This window comes from Brevibacillus agri, assembly GCF_004117055.1.
In the GTDB taxonomy this organism is placed as follows: domain Bacteria; phylum Bacillota; class Bacilli; order Brevibacillales; family Brevibacillaceae; genus Brevibacillus; species Brevibacillus agri.
Genome location: NZ_CP026363.1, coordinates 1,453,092 through 1,472,811, shown reverse-complemented (window position 1 = coordinate 1,472,811; position 19,720 = coordinate 1,453,092). Strand labels below are relative to the sequence as shown.

The following is a 19,720-nucleotide window of genomic DNA, read 5'->3' as shown; positions in this document are numbered from 1 at the left end:
TTGTCTCTCTTCGTTATCCGATAACCGCTTTTATTATCATTTGTACCGCAATCGCCAAAATCAAGATGCGCAAAAACAGGACGATTGTGCGCCCTTTCAGCTTGCTCGCCACGATGGCGCCCAGCTTTCCGCCCGCCCATGCGCCTGGGGCAAGCATGGCGGCGTACAGCCAGTTCACATGGTCGTGGAAAATGTTCGTCACCGAGCCAACCACCGCCGAGAAAAAAATGACCAGCATGGAGGTAGCTGTGGCGATATGCGGAGGAAAACGGTACAGCAGCATCATCGCCGGAACCATCAGCACGCCGCCACCCACGCCGAACAGCGAGGACGTGATCCCGACAAAAAAGGCGATCGTAATGACGCTCCACCTGCTATATCCATACTCGTATTCCTTGCCTTCGTTGTCGACGAACTGCCGCTTCACTTCCCAGTTGATCTGGCGCGGCCGGAGTTTGTCCTTGACCATCAGGACCACGAACATGCACAACTGAAACAGGCCAAACAGCAGTGTAAAATCTTCTGTTGCTAGTAATGTATTAAGGTAGACACCCACGATAGCACCCGGTGCGCTGCCGATAAAAAAAAGCAGGGCACTCTGCATGTCGACCTTTTTTTGTTTGATGTACGAGATGGATGACGACAAGGCCGTCACCGCAATCACGAGCAAGGAAGTCGCAGCCGCCACCTGCGGAGGCATCGAACCCGGCTCATACCAGTTGGCGAAAAACATCAGCGCCGGCACAAAAAAGATGCCGCCGCCCAGCCCGGCGATACTGCCGATCACGCCAGCGACTACCCCAATTAGCAAAAACAACGCAGCGATAGCTACAAGCATGGCTACCCTTCTTTCTTCCTTTTAGAACAACTCCATCTGTCGAGGGTTCAAACCGCTCGGATCGAGTCCGAGCATGTCTGAAAACTGCTTGGCATTCGCTGCCGCATCGCCTCCAGAGTTATTGTTGAACAAAATGCAAACTTCATCCGCTTCCTGCTCGATCTTGCGAATGTGGACGAGCCACTCTGTCAGCTCCTGCTCGCTGTAGCGGTACAGGTAGCGCACGTCGCGCCAGTTTTGGCCTTCGCCCGGATCGCGCCACCCTGCTTTGTTGCGCCCGTGGAACCGGACAATCGCCAGAGCAGGATGCGTGACGGCTGGCACGATCGGGACCGAACCTGTTCCCACCTGCGGCTCGTCGCACAGGACGTGCACCGCATGGATCTGGCGCAAAAAGTCCAGTGTGCGCTCCGCAAAACACGCTTCAAACCAGCTCTGGTGGCGAAACTCCACGGCAAACGGATAAGCGGCCAGCGCCTGACGGCAAGCCTGGACGTACTGGACGTGCTCGCGCGTGCAATCGAACCACGGCGGAAACTGAAACAACAGCGCCTTCAGCTTGCCCGCCTCCACCAGCGGCTGGATGCTCTCTTCAAACTGCGCGAACAGCTCGCGGCGGTTGACAGGGGCATCCCCTCGCAGATGGCCGGTCATCGCTTGATGCGGCTTCACGATAAATCCAAAGCGGTCCGGCGTATCCCGGACCCACGACTCGTAATTGCGCTGTGGTAAAATGGCGTAGAAGGAGCTGTCCACCTCCACGATCGGAAAGTGGCTGGCGTAAACAGCCAGCTTGTCACGGCTCCGTACACCCTGGCCGTACAATGTGTCATGGTCGCCCCACCCGCAGACTCCCACATGTATCGTACTCATGGCACAAAAAACCTCCGGATTTTAATGGAATAGAGCAGAAGGAGGACGATTCCTCATGCAATCAACGGACTGGTTAGGTGAACCCTTTGCGTCTAAGGATAACAAAATATGTTTGGAGCGAAAAGTAGCGAAACGCCTCCTGTATGCTGCACAAGAGGCGTTTCCCTATGAATATTCTGCCCTGCTCGTTGGCAGAGGGGCAGCGATTACCGATTTCATTTCCATGCCAATCTCTTTGGACAAGCACGCCTTTTCCTGGGATGGCCCTGCGTTTCTCCAGGCGGTTGGCGACATTCGCAAGCGCCATCTGCAATGGCTGGGCGTCCTGCACACCCATCCGCACACCGCTCCCATCCCTTCCGCGCGGGATGCGGCGGGCTGGCACTACCCATCGCTGTCCTACTGGATTGTCGGCCTGGCCGCGGATGTTCCCGATTGGCGCGTCTACCAATGGCAGGACGGCAGATTCGTTGCGCGCGACTACACGCTTACGGACGCAACAGAAGTGGCAGACACCTCGTCTGCCGACTCCGCGTCGTCTCCAAAAAATTCCTGATACAAGGCGATGACGGCGCGGTTCGCTTCGGCCGCTTTGACGCCGAACATCATGCTGACCTCAGACGAGCCTTGGTTAATCATCTCCAGGTTGATTTTCGCCGCCGCGAGCGCAGTCGTCGCTCTGGCGGTCGTGCCGACCGATTGACGCATACCTTCCCCGACAATCATGACGAGCGCGAGGCTGTGCTGCACCGCGACATCATCGGCTTCCAACTCGCGGAAAATGCGCTCGATAATCCGCTTCTCCTTGTCTTCCGTCAGGTCTTTTTCGCGCAGGATGACGGAAATGTTGTCAATGCCAGAAGGGGTATGCTCGTAGGAAATGCCTTCCTCCTCGAAAATTTGCAACAGCTTGCGCCCAAAGCCGATCTCGCGGTTCATCAAAAACTTGCTGACGTAGATGCTGCAAAAGCCGCTGTCGCTGGCAATCCCCGACACCCGGTTTGTCGCGTAGGGACGCTCGGCTACGATCATCGTTCCCGGCGCAGACGGGTTGTTTGTATTTTTGATGCAAACGGGAATGTCCGCCTGGTACGCCGGAATGAGCGCTTCCTCGTGAAAGACGCTGAAGCCCGAATAGGACAGCTCGCGCATCTCGCGGTACGTGATTTCTTTCACTTTTCGCGGATTGGCGATCAGATTGGGGTTGACGACGTACACCGAATCTACGTCGGTGAAGTTTTCGTACACGTCCGCAGTCACCGCCGCAGCGAGAATCGAGCCGGTAATATCCGAGCCTCCACGCGAAAACGTCACCAGCTCCCCGCTCGCCGCATAGCCGAAAAAGCCCGGAAAGACCGTAATCCCCTTTCTCTCCCGCAGCGCGGCAAGCTGCTCGTACGCCTCCGGCAAGACGTGGGCGTTGCCCGCTTCATCTGTCACCAGCATTCCGGCGTCTTTCGGATTCACATAGCTGGCCTCTTCGCCCAGGCTCCGCAAGTAGTGCGCCACGATCTTCGCGCACGTATCTTCTCCTGCGGCTTTGACCGCGTCCATAAACCGTTCAGCCGACAGCCCCTTTCGGTTGCTCAGCACCGCATCAAGCTCGCTTTCCAGTTGCTGCCCGGCTTCCTCTCCCAGTCCCAGCTCCGCCACGATCTCCCGATAGCGCTCAAAAACAGCCTGTTTTTCCGCGTCCGCCTGTCCGTCCAGCAAAAAACGGGTGGCGTAGCGAATCAACAGGTCGGTTACTTTCGTGTCGTCCTTATGTCTTTTGCCAGGTGCCGAAACGACGACAATCCGCCGCTTTCGATCAGCCAAAACGATGCTGCATACTTTTTTTATTTGCTCGGCATTCGCCAGGGAAGTGCCACCAAATTTTGCTACTTTCATCTCTACTCCTCCATCTATCCGCTCTTGTCCGTTCTTTTTCGTTCAGGAAGTCTGTTACTAGCTTAATGTATCCACCCAAAAAGTACAAGTGTCTTTTCCACGAGGACTGAAAAGAATATTCCCGAACGGTTGGCGCATAGTAACGGGAGATAGATTCAATGAGAGGTGCCACCGATGAAAAAACATATGCGCTTTTGGCTCATCACCTGTGCCGTTTTGCTCGTTACTTCCTATAACCAGTCCGCTTTGGCGCTGCGTGAAAAAAATCGCGAATACTACGAGACGCGCGGCGAAATCGTCTGGGAGGTGCCGACAAACAGCAAGGTGATCGCCCTCACCTTTGACGACGGCCCCGACCCGAGGTACACCCCGGAGATCGCTGCCCTGTTGAAAAAGTATGAGGCAAAATCGACGTTTTTCGTAGTCGGCTCGCGCGTCAGCCAATACCCGGAATTGGTTCGCTCGCTCGCCCAGGATCAGCACGAGATCGCGAATCACACCTTCAACCACCCCGACATTCGCAAGCTCACTCCCGAACGGCTGCGCGACGAGGTAGAAAAAACGCAGGAGGCGATTTTCTCCGCAACCGGAGTCAGGCCTCCACTGTTCCGTCCGCCTGGGGGATACTACAGCGAGTCTGTCGTCCATACCGCGAAGCAGGCCGGCTTTTTGATTGTCATGTGGTCGTGGCACCAGGATACGCGCGACTGGACAGACCCCGGCGTCAAAAAAATCGTCGACAAGGTGCTGGGCAACGCCCGCAATGGCGACATCGTCCTGTTCCACGACTACGGCGGAAACCGGAAGCAGACCGTACAGGCGCTGGAACAGATTTTGCCCGAGCTGCAAAAACGCGGCTACCGCTTCGTGACCGTCAGTGAGCTGATGAAGCACTCCGGCAACTTGAAGCAGGTGGACAGGGCCGATTAAAAACAGCAATCCCCCTTGTAAGCGAAGGGGGATTTTTGCGATGCGTTTTGATGCGTTTTGATGCATTTTGATGTGGCTCTCTATGCTTGGGTTATGCCTTGGTTTCTATGCTTGATGATCCGTCGGTTTGGCTGCTTGCGCCTTGTCTTCTGCGGCTTTTCCCGCCAGCAGGTTAGAGACGGATGGAGCGGATGGCTGGCCAGGAGCGGCAGCAGGATTGGCTGGGGCAGAGCCGCCCTTTTGCATGAAATCGCTAATCATTTTGTTCATGTCTAGACCGGAGACGTCTTTCAGCATCTCTGGCAGTTGCGCCATCAGCTTGGTGACGTTGCCGCTCAGCCGGTTGACGCCGTCGCCCTGGCCGCCGCCTGCATCCACAATCGTCACCTTGTCGATCGCTTTCATCGGCTCGGCAATTTTCGCAGCCAGCTCAGGCAGCATCTTGGCGATAATGTCCAGGACGGCCGCATGCCCGAACTTTTCGAATGCTTCCGCCAGCTTTTCCTTCCCTTCCGCTTCGGCTTCCAGCTTGAGACGGGTAACTTCTGCCTCGGCGCTTCCTCGCGCCTTTTCGGCTTCCGCGATCGCCAGACCTTCGAGTCGCTTCTGTTCCGCCATCGCTTTTGCCTCTGCCTCGATCCGGTACTTGAGCGCATCCGCTTCTTTCAGCTTTTTCGCCTTTTCCGCTTCTGCCGCCTGCTCCACCGAGTAGCGGTCCGCATCGGCTTTTTTCTTCACTTCCGCGTCATATTGCCGCTCGCGGCGCAAAATTTCTTTTTCCTCCAGCTCGATCTCTTTTTGCTTGCGCACGAGATCAATCTTCATTTCCTCTTCCGTTACCTGCTGTTTGGCGACAGCCTCCTGCAGCTTGTAGGCTTGGTCCGCACTGGCACGCGCTTTGTCCTGCTCCTGCTTGAAGGCGGCCACCTTCAATTCTTTTTCTTTTTCCGCTTCGGCGATGTTCGTTTCCTTCAACAGCTCGGCCTTGCGCGCTTCTTCCTCCGCCTGGGCCTGTCTGATCCGCGCTTCCTTGTCTGCGTCGGCCTGGGAAATCGTCGCGTCCCGCTTCACAGCCGCGATCTGCGGAATCCCCAACGCCGCCAGGTAGCCGTTTTTGTCGCGAACATCCTTGATCGTGAAGCTGACGACGGACAGTCCCATTTTTTTCAGGTCCTTCGCCGCGACCGACTGAACCTCCTGGGCAAAGCGCTCACGGTTTTTGTAAATTTCCTCTACCGTCATGCTGCCGAGAATCGCGCGCAGGTAGCCTTCGAGCACCTCCTGCGCCTCTGCGCGGAGCGCTTCGTCTGATTTGCCCATGAACTGCTCGGCTGCTGTGGCAATATCCTCAATGGAGCCGCCTACCTTGATGATCGCCACGCCGTCCGCCATGACGGGTACGCCCTGCTCGGTGTAAACCTCCGGAGTGGACACATCGAGCTTATGAGACAGAAGACTCAAAAAATTGGCCTGTTGAAAAATCGGAAGAATAAACGCGCCGCCCCCGCGGACGATCTTCATCTTGCGGCCGGATTCGTCGCTCAGCACGTTTTTCGTGCCCAGGTAGCTTCCCGTCACGATCATGGCTTCATCGGCGCCAACCGTTTTATACCGCGCCCAAAACGCGATACCTAACACGAGAAAGACTGCGACGACGACACCGACCGTTGTCAAAATGCCAGGTTCAAACATGTTCGCTCAGCTCCTTTTTATGAGTCAGTAGAGAAAGGGATTACGTACAGGACATGGTCGCGCACTTCGACCACCACGACACGGGTTCCTTGCGGGATGCTTTTTCCTTCCAGACTGGCTGCCATGTGGTAGGTCGTCCCGCTAATCATAGGCAGCAACACTTCGCCCAAGCCTTCTGCCGGAATCGTCGTCCCTACCTCGCCAAGCTTTCCGCCTAGCTGGGCCATCGAATAGCCCGTCGAGTTTTCCGCCTTGCTCATCGGCTTCACCCAGAGGAAGTACGCGAAGACCGCAAGCCCCGCCCCAATGACCACGGCCAAAGCAAACACGACCAGATCAGACAAGGAGGTAAACCGGGACATAATATACCCGGCGCCGCCAAAAGCGGTGAGGCCGCTTACAAAAGTGATTGGCTGAAACAGCGGCAGATGAAGCTGGTCGAGCCAATCCGAGACCGTATCGCCGAATAAAAGCGATATGACGGTATAAATAATGCCACTCACAAGGCAAACCATGTAGACGGTTTCAAGCACGTCCATATCCTGTCACTCCTTTCAAAAAATGCTTCTATTTTTCATACGAGCCAGCCGGGAAAAGGTTGCGTAAATAAGGAAAATCCCCCCTGGCAAACAGAGAGGATTTCCGTTGTTTATCCGAAAAACGTTTGAAAAAGCAAATACAGGTTCAGCCCCATGATGACTGTGGCCACGATCCAGGCCAGCCATTTCAGCCATCCGGCGTTGGCAAACTCGCCCATCTTCGCCTTGTCGCTAGTGAACTGGACCAGCGGCACAACAGCGAAGGACAACTGCAAGGAGAGGATGACCTGGCTCAAAATCAGCAAGTCAGTGGCCCCGCTCTCGCCGTACAGCGCGGTGACAATGACGGCTGGCACAATCGCGATCAGGCGGGTAATCAGCCTGCGCAGCCAAGGCGTAATCCGCAAGTTCAAAAAACCTTCCATGACGATCTGTCCGGCGAGTGTCCCGGTCAAAGTCGAGTTCATGCCCGCCGCAAGCAGCGCGACGCCGAACAAAATGCTTCCGAGCGTAGTTCCGAGCAACGGCGCCAGCAAATGGTATGCATCGGCAATATCGGCCACGTCCGTCATGCCTGCCTTGTGAAAGGTCGCGGACGACAAGATCAAAATCGCGGCGTTAATCGCCATCGCGAACACAAGGGCAATCGTCGAATCGAGCGTCGCGTATTTGATCGCTTCTTTTTTCCCCAATGTCGTCTGTTCGTACTGGCGCGTCTGGACGATGGACGAGTGCAGATACAGGTTGTGCGGCATGACCGTCGCTCCCAAAATCCCGATGGCGATGTAGAGCATCTCCGGATTTTTCACAATCTCGGCCGTCGGGATAAAGCCCCCGAAAATGCCTGCGATATCCGGCTGCGACCAAATCATCTCAAACGCAAAGCAGGCGCCAATCGTCACAATCAGGGCGATTACGAGCGATTCGATGTAGCGAAAGCCTTTGTTTTGCAAAAACAGCACGATCATCACGTCGAGAGCTGTAATGAGCACCCCGTACACGAGCGGAATCCCGAAGAGCAGGTTGAGCGCGATCGCGGCGCCGATGACTTCCGCGAGGTCGCACGCCGCAATGGCAAGCTCGCACAGCACCCACAGCCCCATGGCGACAGGCTTGCTGTAGTGATCGCGGCACGCCTGGGCCAAGTCCCGTCCGGTCACAATCCCCAACTTGCCGGCCAATGCCTGCAGCAAGATCGCCATCAGGTTGGACAGCAGGATGACCGACAGCAGCGAATAGCCGAAAAGCGAGCCGCCTGCAATGTCCGTCGCCCAGTTTCCCGGGTCCATGTAGCCGACTGCCACGAGATAGCCCGGGCCGGCAAAAGCAAGGAACTTGCGAATCCAGGAGCCTTTGGCCGGGATTTTCATGGAGCGGTGGACCTCCGGCAGCGATGGCGCAGCAGCCTCATTTCTCCAGCCTTGCTGATTTTGGGCCGCTTCGCTCGAATTTGATCTGGTTAGCATATGTCCTCACCCCAATTTGTGCATCAAGTCACTTTTTTTGCCCGAAGGCAACTTTTCGACAAAAAAATATAGGCACGAGCCTTCGACGCAAATATTTACCTAGCAAATTATATTTCTCATTATACTCCGATCGTGGCCTTTTGCAATGGCTGCGGTTCATTTCTGCTTGCGTCTTTTTTCTTCTCCTGCATATATTTGGACGCTTGTTAAAACACTACTCGTATTCCTTTTCAGGAGGTTTTGCTTTGAATTGGGAACAAGAAATCACAGAGAAAATGAATGGCAGCTTTGATTATGTAAAGCGGCAGCTACAGTGCGGGGAAAATGACTACAGCTTATTTTTTTAGAGTGCTTGGTCGATAGCAACTATATTCAGGATAAAATTGTGGAAAAACTGGCGGTTCCGGATTGCCCGTTTCCTTTTCGCTCTTTGGAAACAGCCCAGGAGGCCATAGAAGCGGTTTTATACGGCAATGTCGCGATCTACAGTCGTGCAGATCAAAAATGGTATCGGGCAAGCGGAACCGGGATGGAGCAGCGCAGCGTGCAAGAGTTGGAAAATGAAAGTACGCTCCGTGGCCCTCGTGACGCATTCGTGGAATCGTTGAGCACCAACCTTTCGCTCGTCCGGCGCAGATACCCGGAACTGAAAGTGGACATTCGGCAAATCGGCAGGCGAACGAAAACAAAAGTCGCGCTCCTGTACATAAACGGCATCGTCAACCCGGTCATTCTCGATGAAGTGAAAACCCGTCTCTCGACCATGGAGATCGACGGGGTGCTGGACAGCGGAACAGTGGAGCAGTGGATTGAGGATAGCTGGTACACTCCTTTTCCGCAGACGCAATACTCGTAGAATCCGGCGCGAGTCTTGCACATGCTGCTGGAGGGGCGCATTGCCATCATGGTAGACGGCACCCCGTTTGTGCTGATCGTCCCTGTCACATTTTCGATGCTGTTTCAGGTGCCCGACGATTATTACGAACGGTGGATGATCGGCTCGGCCATCCGCCTCGTCCGCATTTTCGGAGCCAGTATCGCTCTCATTTTGCCTTCCTTGTACATTGCGCTTATTTCCTACCACCCGGGAATGATCCCGACCCAGCTTGCGCTCACCATCTCTTCCGCCAGAGCGGAAGTGCCGTTTCCTTCACTTATGGAGGCATTCTTCATGGAGGTAACGTTGGAAATGTTGTGGGAAGCCGGGCTGCGTTTGCCTAAGATCATGGGCCAGACGATCGGCATCGTCGGCGGTCTCGTCATCGGACAAGCTGCCGTAGAAGCAGGCATCGTCAGCCCTGTGCAGGGGGCGCGATCCTGAAAGGAGATCGTCTCATCGGCTGGCTGAGCGATCAGGAAGTAAAAACGCTCCGCTGGATTAACGGAACGTTTTTGGCAGGCGATGAAGTGATCGTCAAGCAACTGGACAAAGACAAGAGGCCCCATTTCATTACGATGGAAGTAAAGGGCGCCCGCTCTACCGTCAAAACATCGGTCGAAAACGGGAAGCCGGTAATTACGCTGTTGATTCGCGGCGAGGGCAACGTGGCCGAAAACAGCTTCGACCATCGCCCTACTCTGGAAAAATCAGGAAGAAAGAAGAACAAATTAACCACACGCTCAAGCATCGGGCGGAAAATCTGATTGCCATGATGCAAAAAAATACGCGACCGACATCTTCGGCTTTGGCGAAGAATTTCGCAGGCATCAGTACGCTTACTGGAAAGCGCACAAAGACGAGTGGGATGACTTGTTCGCGCAGGCGGAAATCCGCGTACATGTGCAAACGTACCTCCGCCGCTTCGGCCAATTCAAATAACGATCATATGGGCGATAATCACGACCCCTGACAAGATGATGAGCGCGTAGCCTCCCCCTTTTGCGAAGGCCGCATCGCGGGTCAGTTGCCGATTGCGGTAGGCGATATAGTAGCGAAACGCAGGATCAGTCCGATTACCAAAGCAGAAGCGCCAAATAATACGAGGTCAGGATTCGATAAAACCGATGATGAGCGAAAATCCCATGGAACTCCCCCTTTTCCATACCGGTGTGATTTTCCTAGTATGGTCCAGGGAAGCGCTCCTTAACGCCTGCTTGTTTGCAGCACTTTTTTCAGGCGGCGAATCCCTTCCTCGATCTTTTCCGCGTCCTCCCACGAATAGGTCAGCCTCAGCCAGCCTGGCTCGGCGCCGTACACGCCGCCCGGTGTAAAGACGACTCCTTCTCTGATCGCCGCATCCAGCAGCTCTTTTTCCTCGATCGGTTCGTGCAGTCGGCACCAGATGTGATAGCTCCCGCCTGGCCTGTTCCATGCCGCAAACTGTTTGATTTCGGTTTCGAGTACGGTGTGCATCGCTTTTTGCTGCTGCAGCAAGTAGGCCGATAGCTTTTGCAACTGGCCGCGCCAGCATGCTTCCTGCAAAAAATGCCGCGCCAACTGCTGGGAAATGCTGCTCGTGCCGAAATCCATCTGCTGCTTGGCATCGGCCAGCCGCTCTACCACAGAGCGCGGCCCGACGAGCCAGCCGATGCGCAGCCCGGGCGCGATCGTCTTCGACAAACTGTTTACATACAGCACGTTGCCGGACTGGTCGATTGCCTTGATTGGCTTGGGAGGCCGGGGTTGGCCCGCCAGCGTAAGCGCCCCGTAGGCGTCGTCCTCCACCAGCGGAATCCGCTGCTCCTGGCATACGGCCAGAAGCTGCGCTCTCCTGGCTTCGCTCATCACGATCCCGGTCGGATTGTGATAGGTCGGGTTGACAAACACCATACGAATGCGCTGCTCGCGGTGCAGCGCCGAAACCGCCTCTGTGATGATGCCCTGCTCATCTTGCGGCAGGCGATACAGGCGCAAGCCCGCGGAGCTGAACAGCGGAAGCGAATACGAGTAAGAAGGCCCCTCCATGGCAATGGCATCTCCCGGATTCAGCAGGCATTGCGAAATCAGGTGCAGTGCCTGCTGCCCACCCGAGGTCACCAAAATCTCTTCGCTCGATGCCTCGATCCCGTAGTTCTCCGCCAAATGCGCCACCAGCACCTCGCGCAGCGCCGGGTCGCCTTTTGGCTGGGCGTATCCAAGCTCCAGGTTCATGTGCTGTAGCCCACCCAATTTTTCTGCGGACAGCGACGGGATCATCGAACTGTGCAACTCTGCTTTTGCCAGATTGATAATCCCCTCGTCCAGACACGCTTCCTGGATGCGCTTCGCCAGCGGATAGGCAGGCAAAAACGCCCCGCCATTTGTGTACTTGTACCAATTCGGCATCTGCCGGACTCCCCACAAATGGCGGCTTACCCATGTCCCGCTCCCTTGCCACGATTGCAGCAGCCCCATCGCGCGCAACTCCTCATAGGCCGCCGACACCGTCCCGCGATTGACGCCGTATCGCCTCGCCAATACCCGCTCGGGAGGCAGGGACGCCCCGGGCGGCAGCTCGCCGGAAACGATTTGCTGCTCCAGTCTCTTCGTAATTTGCTGATACACCGGGGCTCCCGCATGTTTGTCAGGCTTCCATTCCATCCTCCTACGCCTCCCCCCATGTCTTTGTGCCACTGCTTCGACAAATTGGCTTACTCCTCCTGCCGCCAATTGGCTCTACCGTTCCTGACTGTCCTCCACTAAGCTGGAAAAACAGTTCGCATTTTTTACAAGCAAAGGACGGGATACAGATGAAAGCAGGAGGTTCGCTGGGGAGAGCTGGCTGGATGCGGAATGTGGCGGGTGTGGGGGCTCGGGCAGTGATGGATGATGGCGAGTTGTTGAAAATGAGTGCGCTGGCGCAGTCGAGCGGTGACTCGATATGGAACAGTCGCCTGCCCGTACAACTGAGTGGCAAGTCGGCAGCGGACAGAGGTGTGCAGGGACAGTCAAACAGCGACACGATGCTACCAAGCACGAGCACATGCCCGCCATCCAAACCACCAATTCCAGGCAACAGCATGCCCCCCGAAAAAGCAGGCTTGCTCTACGGCTTGCTCGGAGTGTGCAGCTTCAGCTTGACCTTGCCCGCGACAAAAGTCGTCGTCACCACCCTGTCGCCCGTGTCAGCCGGCCTCGGCCGCGCACTCATTGCCGCGCTGCTCGCCGCCCTCGTTCTTTGGCTGAAACGCGTTCCGCTGCCAACCTGGGCACAGCTCAAGCAGCTAGTCCTCGTCTCGGCAGGGGTCGTCATCGGCTTTCCGTTTTTCTCCTCGTGGGCGATGGAGCGCGTCCCCGCCACCCACGGGGCGGTCATTATCGCCCTGCTGCCGCTTGCGACCGCAGGAGCCGCCGCCTTTTTTTCCGGAGAGCGCCCTGCGAAAATGTACTGGATCTCCAGCGGCGTCGCCTGCCTGACGATTATCGGCTACGCCGTCTTCTCCGGCTTCAGCGCCCTGCAATGGGCCGACCTCGCCCTGCTCGGCGCCGTCATCTCCGCTGCAGTCGGCTATGCAGTTGGCGGACAGCTTTCCAAAACAATGGGCGGCTGGCAAGTCATCAGTTGGTCGTTGCTCATCGCCTTTCCATTTCTCGTCGTGCCCATCGCCGGGCCGCTGCTTGAGCAATTGCAGCACGCCACCTGGACCGTTTGGGCAGGCTTCGGCTACATCAGCGTCGTCAGCATGTTCCTCGGCTTTTTTGCCTGGTACCACGGACTGGCGCTGGGCGGAGTTGCGCGAGTCAGCCAGACCCAGTACTTGCAGCCGTTTCTCTCAATCCTCGCCGCCTGGCTGCTCCTCTCCGAGCCGTTCACGCCGGGAGCCGTGCTGGCCGCCGTCATCGTCGTTTTCGCCGTTGCCAGAGGGAAAAATGCGTCCATACAGCAAAAGCAAAAAGCGCCGTCGACTAACGGCAAAACGGCGAATAACAAGTAGCTTCCGGTCAGACGGGGCGGGGCGCACAAGCAGCTCCTCGGCGAGAACCCGGGAAACAACGAAAAGCACCGTCCCGCTTTTGCAGGACGGTGCTCACGCGTCTTTTCGTTCAATTGGTCTGATCCAGCATGTTCCCCATATACCCCGGACGATAAACCGGGTCGCTCAACGCTTGCAAAACCTGGTCAGGCCGCGCGCTATGGTACTGCGGCAGCGCCCGCCACTCCTCCAGCGTCACCCAGCCAGCCCAGTCGATTTCCTCATCCTCCAGCCCACCGGGGATTGGCGTCGTCTCCTCGCCAACCAGTTTGGCCAGCACGGCAATCCCTACGGTGTGCTTTCCGTTGCCTTCCTGGTCAATCCGGTCATCCACCCACAGCAGACGCTCCATTTCGACGAGCAATCCCGTTTCTTCCCACACTTCTCTTCTCGTCGCATCTGGTATCGCTTCCAAATACTCCACGTTTCCGCCCGGCAAACTGTAAAAAATCCCTTTCTTGCTCTTTTCCCGGATCACCAAAATTTTGCCTTCATGCCAAACCACTACGGTCACTCTCAACCGAATCTCTTTCATCCCGCTCGCTCCCTTCTCAGATGGCAGGGGGACGCAATACATGCAGGGAATCGACACCAACGTCCGCAAACCGTTCCTGCAGTGCATCCAGTCCAAAGCTCTCTACATACCGGGCTTCCGATTCCGCAATCGCATGCAGCATCATAAACCGGATTACATCCGTACCGTTTGTATAATATTCAAAGCCGACTTCCTCAAAAAAGGCTGGAGTAAGAACCGCGTGATTCAGCACAGAGCCCTCCACAATAGCGTCGGCAAGCATAAACACATCTCCTGCCTGCACGCGCGTCCGCTCTTTTTCCCACTGACGAATCACCTGCGAAGCGATCGTTGCGAGGTGCGCAATCATTTCCTTTTGAAAGCGGTAGGAATACAGCATACATTCGCTCGCTCCCGTTTTGTGCAGCTCCAGCGTAACGTATGTCCACCATCCGCGCCTGCGCGACGCCGGATAGACGCCAATCAGCACATCCGCCTCTTCCGCCTGATACAGCTCTCCCCGGCTCCCCCAAAAACGCTCGCAATGTTGCATCAGTTGCCCTGTTACTAGCATATGTATATCCCCGCTTCAACAAGAAAAAAATGTGCGGTTCCCCAGGCGAAAACTTGGCTTCGCCAGTCTTTTTGCCCGGACCTCCGCAGTCTTTCTCCGTTGCCTTTATGTCGAGATGGATTTTTCTCAAGCGTGATCGCCCCAAAAAAGCATGCCCGTAAAAGTAAGCATACTTTGCGTGCGTGTCTTATTGGCGATGCAGCGTGTTCAACCATACTTATTTATTTTAGCACTGCCCCAAAGGAATGTACAAGCCAAGCGCTGGTGCTGCCCTCGGTCAAGCAAGTGTCTCCCGCAAAAAGACATGCTCACGGAGGGATGCCTTCCTCGGATGACCTGCTTTTTGGTTTGTCTTTAGATTCTTGTTTAGGTTCGCTTTTTTTGTTCGGTTTCTGGCCCTTTTCGACGCTTCCGAAGCGTTTTTCCCGGACTTTTTTCAACCAATTAGCAAACCATTCTCAAAATCCCTTCATTCTCCCATGAATTTTCTGATAGAATTTGAATAGTGTTTACCAAAACATATCAGACAAGCAGACAAGAAAAAGGGGTCGTCAACATAGTTACAGTAGAACAGAAGTGGAGAGAATTACTGGAGTTTTACGCTTTGACAGAGGCGGATTTGGATCTGTTAGCCAGTCAGAAGGGGTTTTTTCAGGCTCACTTGCACGAAATCGTGGACTGTTTTTACGAGGAGCTGGAGCGGCATTCGCACCTGCGGCAACTGATTCACGCCAATGCCGCGGTAGACAGATTGAAAAGCATGCAGTACGACTACATCGAAACATTGGCGAGCCATGTCATTGACGAAAGTTATATCGCCAGCCGTCAACGCATCGGCTCGACGCATGCCCGGATCGGTTTGTCTGCCTCCTGGTTTTTGGGAGGCTATTCTCTTTATTTGCGGCTATTTGCAGAACGGCTGCACGCCCTCCCCGATCCAGACGCCTTCTACCAGGCGCTGTCCAAAAGGGTGTTTTTCGACTCGGCTATCATTTTGGAGCAGTACATCGGCGAAACGATGCGCGAAAACGCCGCCTACCGCAACAACATGGAGCAAATGGCCGCCGAACTGGCAACGACTACCCAAGCCGCGCTGCAAATCTCCTCCGTCTTCGCCCAATCCGCCACCACGCTAGCGGAATACAATGAGGAAATCGTCCAATCGATGCGCGTGCTCAAGCAGCAAAACGAAGAAATCGAAAGCTTAAGCCGCTTCGTCTCCGACGTATCTGCCCAAACCAACCTGCTCGGCCTGAATGCCGCCATCGAAGCTGCCAGAGCCGGAGAGCACGGCCGCGGCTTCGGCGTCGTCGCCGACGAGGTGCGCAAGCTCGCCGACAAGTCCAACGCTTCTTCCAAAGAAATCAACCAATCGCTATCCAGCATCAATCAGCAACTGCATAAGATCGAGGAGCAAGTCACGCTTTTCTCCCAGTCCGCCGACCAACTGGATTCATCCTCGGAGCAATTATTATCAATTATTCAAACGCTGGATGAGCTGTGCAGCCGGTTGCAGGGCAGGGGGTAGTGTTGTTTCGATGGGAGAGCGCCAGGAGGGGGGCATAACGCGCCTTCTTCTTGGCGCTTTTTTTGGTAAGGGGCTGTCTTTGCGAAGGAAGTGGCAGCAACATACTCTCGCATATTCGGGGTTTTAAAGTCAGACTTTAAAACTCTGATCTCGGTGGGCAACAGTTGAAAAAAGGACCGTTTAGTTTTGCTTCCGCCATCTGTGGTCAAACGGTGGCGACTGTTTCACTGACAAGACAGCGATTCCGTTCCTCCTTGAAAAGCTATATTTTTCGATATTGAACCAAGTTTAAATTACTTAGTTTTACAGCTATTTTCTTCCCGCTAAATTGTTCCATTTCCTTTTTCCCAAAACCTAGCGTTATCAAGTCATCTGGCCCTATCCCAGTGCTATACTCCATGGCAAGTTCTTCGTTGTTTTGCACATCATAAAAGCGCGGCTTGATTAGAACACCCGAATAATTCAATTGGCCGTTGTCTTTGTGAATCACAGTAGAAGTGACAAACTTCCCTCCCTCTTTATTGTAATTCGAGCTGAATTTCAAATTTACATATGTCATTTGTCCATTATTTTTGACCTCGCTAACATAGATTTGAGTATTGTTAGCATCGTAAAAAATGAAGTCAATAGTTTTGCTTTCTCCTGCTTGGGGAACCCATGTTGGGTCGAAAATAAACTCAGTAGCGATGCTTTCTGATTGGCTTACAATCTTATATCCTCTCTCTGCAAAGATTTGTTCTTGTACAGTGTCTTGGGCGGGGATGTAGTTGAGCACTAACAAAAATACCAGCCCCGCGAATATCACAGTGATCCAGTAATGCGCGTTCTTTGCGTCCAAGCTTGTCACTTCCTTTAGTTTTCCTAACCTGTTTTTCCAGTTACACTATAATATAACTAATATTTGCGATTTCAGAAAAAAACAGCACGCTTAACAATCGTGCTGTTTTTGTATAATGAGCCTTTTGCAAAATTAGGTTTTCGTTTAAAAAATGAAGTTTAATGGTACGTAAAGTGGGAAATGCCACTTTTATAAGGTAAAGCCTAAAAGCAAGATGGGCATTCGGACAGAATTTTGCGATGCTGCTTTTTTCAAAAGAGTGCTTAGGCCGTTTTTTTGGATGGCTTGGCTTTCTTTCCTGCCAGAGCAGACACCAATAATACGATAGCATTCAAATACACATACGTTTTCACTTTTTGAATGCCACCGACATGTAGATCATTCGCTGTCAGGTTTTCCTTTAAACGGGCATTGCATCGCTCTACACTCGTCCGTTTGTGATACATCTTCTTCCAATTCTTTGTGTCCCGATGTGGCAAAGAAAATCTGCGGAGATCATCGTGGACGTTCACTTTTACGACCATTCCGTAGTTGGAGGAAGAGCACCAAGCTGAGCCGTGTGGGCACTCTACTTTTCCCATCACATGCGGGCAACGAAATTTGAGATGGGTTCCGTCAGCACCTGCGTACACCATTTCAAATCCCATGCTGCATCGAGGCGTTCCGTTTGACGTATAACCAGCAGGTGGCTCTTTCTCGTTTCGGAGGTTTAGAGGAATGATAGCCTGTGCCTTGTATTGATGAGCGATTTCGTAGTTCTTGAGATGATCGTATCCACCATCCATCACGTAATTCTTACACACTTCCTTGGCTTGGTTGTTCACTTGTGCCAGGAGAGGAGGAGCCATGTCTCCATCGTTGACGTGAGCAGGAGTGACTTCTAAAGCAACAGGCAATTCGCTGTCCGCGTCTACTGCCAGATGAATTTTGTAACCGAACCACGTGATTTTATTGCCAAAGGAGTCGAACTTGGCTCCCCAGGTGGCGTTTCCTGTTCCTTGGCAGCGAGATTTCGGTTGCTTTTTTTCATACGCATCAATCGCCGTGCTGTCGATGGCAATGGTCGTTCCTGTAATGATTCCCTCTTCACGGCATTGCATGACGAGGTCGTAAAACAGCTTCTCGGCAACGCTTTTCTGGACAATTTGAGCAAATACGCGACTAAACGTTGCAATGGATGGAACGGGTCGATCAATGGGAAACCCACACTGGTAACGAAAGCGTAAATCACTTGTGAGTCTCAGATGAAGAGCAGTAAATTGCGAAATTCCTTCGAAAGGAGCCGCCAACAAAGACCGTAAAATCGCTTCGCGGCTGTGTCCCGTTGCCCCTTGGGGCGTAATGCTTCTCAATTCTTTGGCGTACGGGCGTAAGTCCAGAACCGAAAAAAATAAGGGCAGACGTTCTTTCGATTCAAGTTTTTGCAGTTCCTCAAAGGAAAAAAGTGATGGCTGGAGAATATACAAGTGACTTCACCTTCCTCGAAAAGTTTTCGTGTGTGGTTGCTTGAAAACTTCTCCTTCTTGGGGTGAAGTCCTTTTTTATGCTTTTCAAGTGCTTGATACGAAAGGGCTCAGAAATCTGCAAAAGGCTCAAATAAAAACACCCCTCCCTACATCGATTAGATTAGGGAGGGAAGCTACGCCTACATTGTCTTAAACTCGCATGAGTAATAATTTGAGAGTCTAATAAATACCCTCCACACTCTTAGTATCCGCTAACAATCTTCATTCTTACATTCGTCCAGTTTTTGTAATTCAATTCTTTTCTAGCGTTATCTAGATTTTCTGCTGCAATATTTGAGTAACCCAAGACCGCCCCTGAAGCATAGGCTTGTGTTGTCCAAAGGGCTAACTTAGCAACCATGAACGCTTTTCCAAGGTACTTAACTCCTTTAACCCATCCCGCTGGTCCTTTTAAATATTCTCCTCCGTATTGGCCAATAGTAAGGAAGGAAGAAATACCGCTAGCCCAAGCATTTACCTCATCTCTAAACTCTTCTCGATCCATTTTTGTAATAACTGCATCTTCATAAGCTTTTATATAGCTCTTGAAATTCGACAAAGAGTCAGAGTTATCCCCATCATCTTCATTACCTGTAATCCTAATATATTCATGTGCTGAGGCACTCAAAGCCTGAATTTCAAAGTCTCCCGATTTATTATCATGGTTGTAATAATTGTCAAAAGCTCCTCTGGCTAAAACAGCCTTTAAACCAATGGAATTATTATTCTTTTCAATTTCTTTATTTATTGTTTCCTTCTCTTCTTTAACGTCTTCTAGAGTATACCCCTCGATTTTATCAAATGCCCCCTCTTCATCTTCAAAATAACTTTCAATCTCTGCTTCAAAATCAGTAATCTCAAAAGAGACAGTTTTTTTACTTGACAACGTCTTTCTTCCTTTTTCATCATGAACCGTTTTAGTTAGGAATTTATTCTTTGCCTCTCCAGTCTCGAAATCATTGTGGAAAGAAGAAATCTCAAGGACAGTATTTTGATATTTACCGTCATTATCAAAAAAATCCTCTCTTGAATAAACTGATGTCTCGATGAAATCATCATTTTTGTTTATTTCAACACTTTCGGAAACAATTTTATATCCATCATTTAACTCAATCTTATAAGAATCAAATTTAGGCTGAGGAATTTTTTCATAAGCCTTGCTACTTTTCGCGAAAGTTGTAGGTACTACAGCAAAATTCGAAAATATAGACATTCCTACAACCGATAAAGCTAACAGTGTGCTTGTAATTTTCTTCATTATTCATGACCCTTTACTATTTATTAACAGTGAAATAAATGGTAATATTGTGTAATAAACCCAAAAGAGGTGTTTACTTTGAAAAACAATGATGATCAAAACAAAAGCCTTGCAGACAAAGCTTTTGAAAATATCACGTTTTTCTTTACACTTGGTTTCTCTAATTTTATTCGTGATTCGATTAAGAATCCAAAAGAGACACTAATAATTTTTATCATTGTATTTCCAACATCAATAATCTTCTTTTTTTGGCTTTTCAATTATCTCTCAAAAAATTAACCATCACCCTAATTTTACAATATTACCCATATACCCCTTTTTAAAATTTAGCGTAATTTTAGATTTATTTCCACTTTTTTGCTCAATTTTTATTCAGTTTCGA

The 19,720-nt window shown here is 52.4% G+C and carries 17 protein-coding genes and 3 pseudogenes; 8 read left to right on the top strand and 12 right to left on the bottom strand.

Translation table 11 applies throughout. The features are described 5' to 3' along the window. Positions 1-13 precede the first annotated feature (13 nt). Both BA6348_RS07335 and BA6348_RS07330 read right to left on the bottom strand, forming a co-directional pair. Entirely contained in the window at positions 14-838 is an 825-nt protein-coding gene (locus BA6348_RS07335) for a sulfite exporter TauE/SafE family protein (RefSeq protein ID WP_005829385.1), read from the bottom strand. A 21-nt stretch (positions 839-859) separates the two neighbouring features. Next, positions 860-1,711: a DUF72 domain-containing protein gene (locus BA6348_RS07330; protein ID WP_007787458.1), complete on the bottom strand. Its 852-nt coding sequence runs from the start codon at positions 1,709-1,711 to the stop codon at positions 860-862. Positions 1,712-1,823: 112 nt separating this feature from the next. Between BA6348_RS07330 and BA6348_RS07325 the strand changes: the two genes are divergently transcribed. Continuing rightward, complete coding sequence (locus tag BA6348_RS07325) at positions 1,824-2,267, top strand: M67 family metallopeptidase (protein WP_238502922.1); 444 nt, start codon at positions 1,824-1,826, stop codon at positions 2,265-2,267. Here the strand turns inward: BA6348_RS07325 and BA6348_RS07320 are convergent. After that, positions 2,192-3,601, bottom strand: coding sequence for an aspartate kinase (locus BA6348_RS07320; protein ID WP_122952367.1), 1,410 nt, complete (start codon positions 3,599-3,601; stop codon positions 2,192-2,194). The genes BA6348_RS07325 and BA6348_RS07320 overlap by 76 nt on opposite strands. Positions 3,602-3,775: 174 nt before the next feature. Here BA6348_RS07320 and BA6348_RS07315 point away from each other — a divergent pair, with 174 nt between their 5' ends. Next, entirely contained in the window at positions 3,776-4,531 is a 756-nt protein-coding gene (locus BA6348_RS07315; protein WP_007787453.1) for a polysaccharide deacetylase family protein, read from the top strand. Positions 4,532-4,636: 105 nt separating this feature from the next. Here the strand turns inward: BA6348_RS07315 and BA6348_RS07310 are convergent, their stop codons facing one another. From BA6348_RS07310 to BA6348_RS07300, 3 genes are all read right to left on the bottom strand, one after another. Next, positions 4,637-6,223, bottom strand: coding sequence for a flotillin lipid rafts scaffold protein FloT (locus BA6348_RS07310; RefSeq protein WP_005829374.1), 1,587 nt, complete (start codon positions 6,221-6,223; stop codon positions 4,637-4,639). 17 nt (positions 6,224-6,240) lie between these two features. Next, positions 6,241-6,762, bottom strand: coding sequence for an NfeD family membrane protein (locus BA6348_RS07305; protein ID WP_005829372.1), 522 nt, complete (start codon positions 6,760-6,762; stop codon positions 6,241-6,243). Between the two features lie 110 nt (positions 6,763-6,872). Beyond that, positions 6,873-8,132 carry an Nramp family divalent metal transporter gene (locus tag BA6348_RS07300; RefSeq protein ID WP_005829368.1) on the bottom strand — a complete coding sequence of 420 codons (1,260 nt, stop codon included), beginning with the start codon at positions 8,130-8,132 and terminating at the stop codon, positions 6,873-6,875. Between the two features lie 481 nt (positions 8,133-8,613). Here BA6348_RS07300 and BA6348_RS27220 point away from each other — a divergent pair. From BA6348_RS27220 to BA6348_RS27655, 3 genes and pseudogenes are all read left to right on the top strand, one after another. Further along, positions 8,614-9,549, top strand: a pseudogene (locus tag BA6348_RS27220) (spore germination protein). Further along, positions 9,543-9,872 carry a Ger(x)C family spore germination C-terminal domain-containing protein gene (locus BA6348_RS27660; RefSeq protein WP_081414767.1) on the top strand — a complete coding sequence of 110 codons (330 nt, stop codon included), beginning with the start codon at positions 9,543-9,545 and terminating at the stop codon, positions 9,870-9,872. Before BA6348_RS27220 ends, BA6348_RS27660 begins: the two are co-directional and overlap by 7 nt. 19 nt (positions 9,873-9,891) lie before the next feature. Continuing rightward, positions 9,892-10,047 (top strand): annotated as a pseudogene (locus BA6348_RS27655) (Ger(x)C family spore germination C-terminal domain-containing protein); the annotation flags it as partial. A gap of 264 nt (positions 10,048-10,311) precedes the next feature. Here BA6348_RS27655 and BA6348_RS07275 read toward each other — a convergent pair. Beyond that, a complete protein-coding gene (locus tag BA6348_RS07275; RefSeq protein WP_026558095.1) occupies positions 10,312-11,748 on the bottom strand; it encodes an aminotransferase-like domain-containing protein in 1,437 nt (478 codons plus the stop codon). Positions 11,749-11,897: 149 nt separating this feature from the next. Here BA6348_RS07275 and BA6348_RS07270 point away from each other — a divergent pair, with 149 nt between their 5' ends. After that, complete coding sequence (locus tag BA6348_RS07270; protein ID WP_026558094.1) at positions 11,898-13,082, top strand: DMT family transporter; 1,185 nt, start codon at positions 11,898-11,900, stop codon at positions 13,080-13,082. 109 nt (positions 13,083-13,191) lie between these two features. Here BA6348_RS07270 and BA6348_RS07265 read toward each other — a convergent pair whose 3' ends face one another. Both BA6348_RS07265 and BA6348_RS07260 read right to left on the bottom strand, forming a co-directional pair. After that, positions 13,192-13,656: an NUDIX domain-containing protein gene (locus tag BA6348_RS07265; protein WP_005829358.1), complete on the bottom strand. Its 465-nt coding sequence runs from the start codon at positions 13,654-13,656 to the stop codon at positions 13,192-13,194. A gap of 16 nt (positions 13,657-13,672) precedes the next feature. Further along, on the bottom strand, positions 13,673-14,209 hold the full coding sequence (locus BA6348_RS07260) for a suppressor of fused domain protein (protein ID WP_005829356.1): 537 nt from the start codon (positions 14,207-14,209) through the stop codon (positions 13,673-13,675). A 505-nt stretch (positions 14,210-14,714) separates the two neighbouring features. Between BA6348_RS07260 and BA6348_RS27965 the strand changes: the two are divergent. After that, positions 14,715-15,167 (top strand): annotated as a pseudogene (locus BA6348_RS27965) (protoglobin domain-containing protein); the annotation flags it as partial. A gap of 60 nt (positions 15,168-15,227) precedes the next feature. Beyond that, entirely contained in the window at positions 15,228-15,737 is a 510-nt protein-coding gene (locus tag BA6348_RS27960) for a methyl-accepting chemotaxis protein (RefSeq protein WP_375371911.1), read from the top strand. 262 nt (positions 15,738-15,999) lie between these two features. On the opposite strand, the gene BA6348_RS07250 is transcribed toward BA6348_RS27960, so the two are convergent. The 3 genes from BA6348_RS07250 to BA6348_RS07240 form a co-directional block, all read right to left on the bottom strand. Then, complete coding sequence (locus BA6348_RS07250; RefSeq protein ID WP_051353956.1) at positions 16,000-16,584, bottom strand: hypothetical protein; 585 nt, start codon at positions 16,582-16,584, stop codon at positions 16,000-16,002. 254 nt (positions 16,585-16,838) lie between these two features. Next, the gene (locus BA6348_RS07245; RefSeq protein ID WP_129552163.1) at positions 16,839-18,041 is read right to left on the bottom strand and encodes a transposase; all 1,203 of its coding nucleotides are present in this window, start codon (positions 18,039-18,041) and stop codon (positions 16,839-16,841) included. A 241-nt stretch (positions 18,042-18,282) separates the two neighbouring features. Further along, positions 18,283-19,338, bottom strand: a complete 1,056-nt coding sequence (locus tag BA6348_RS07240) for a hypothetical protein (RefSeq protein WP_007780192.1) — start codon at positions 19,336-19,338, stop codon at positions 18,283-18,285. Positions 19,339-19,720 lie beyond the last annotated feature (382 nt).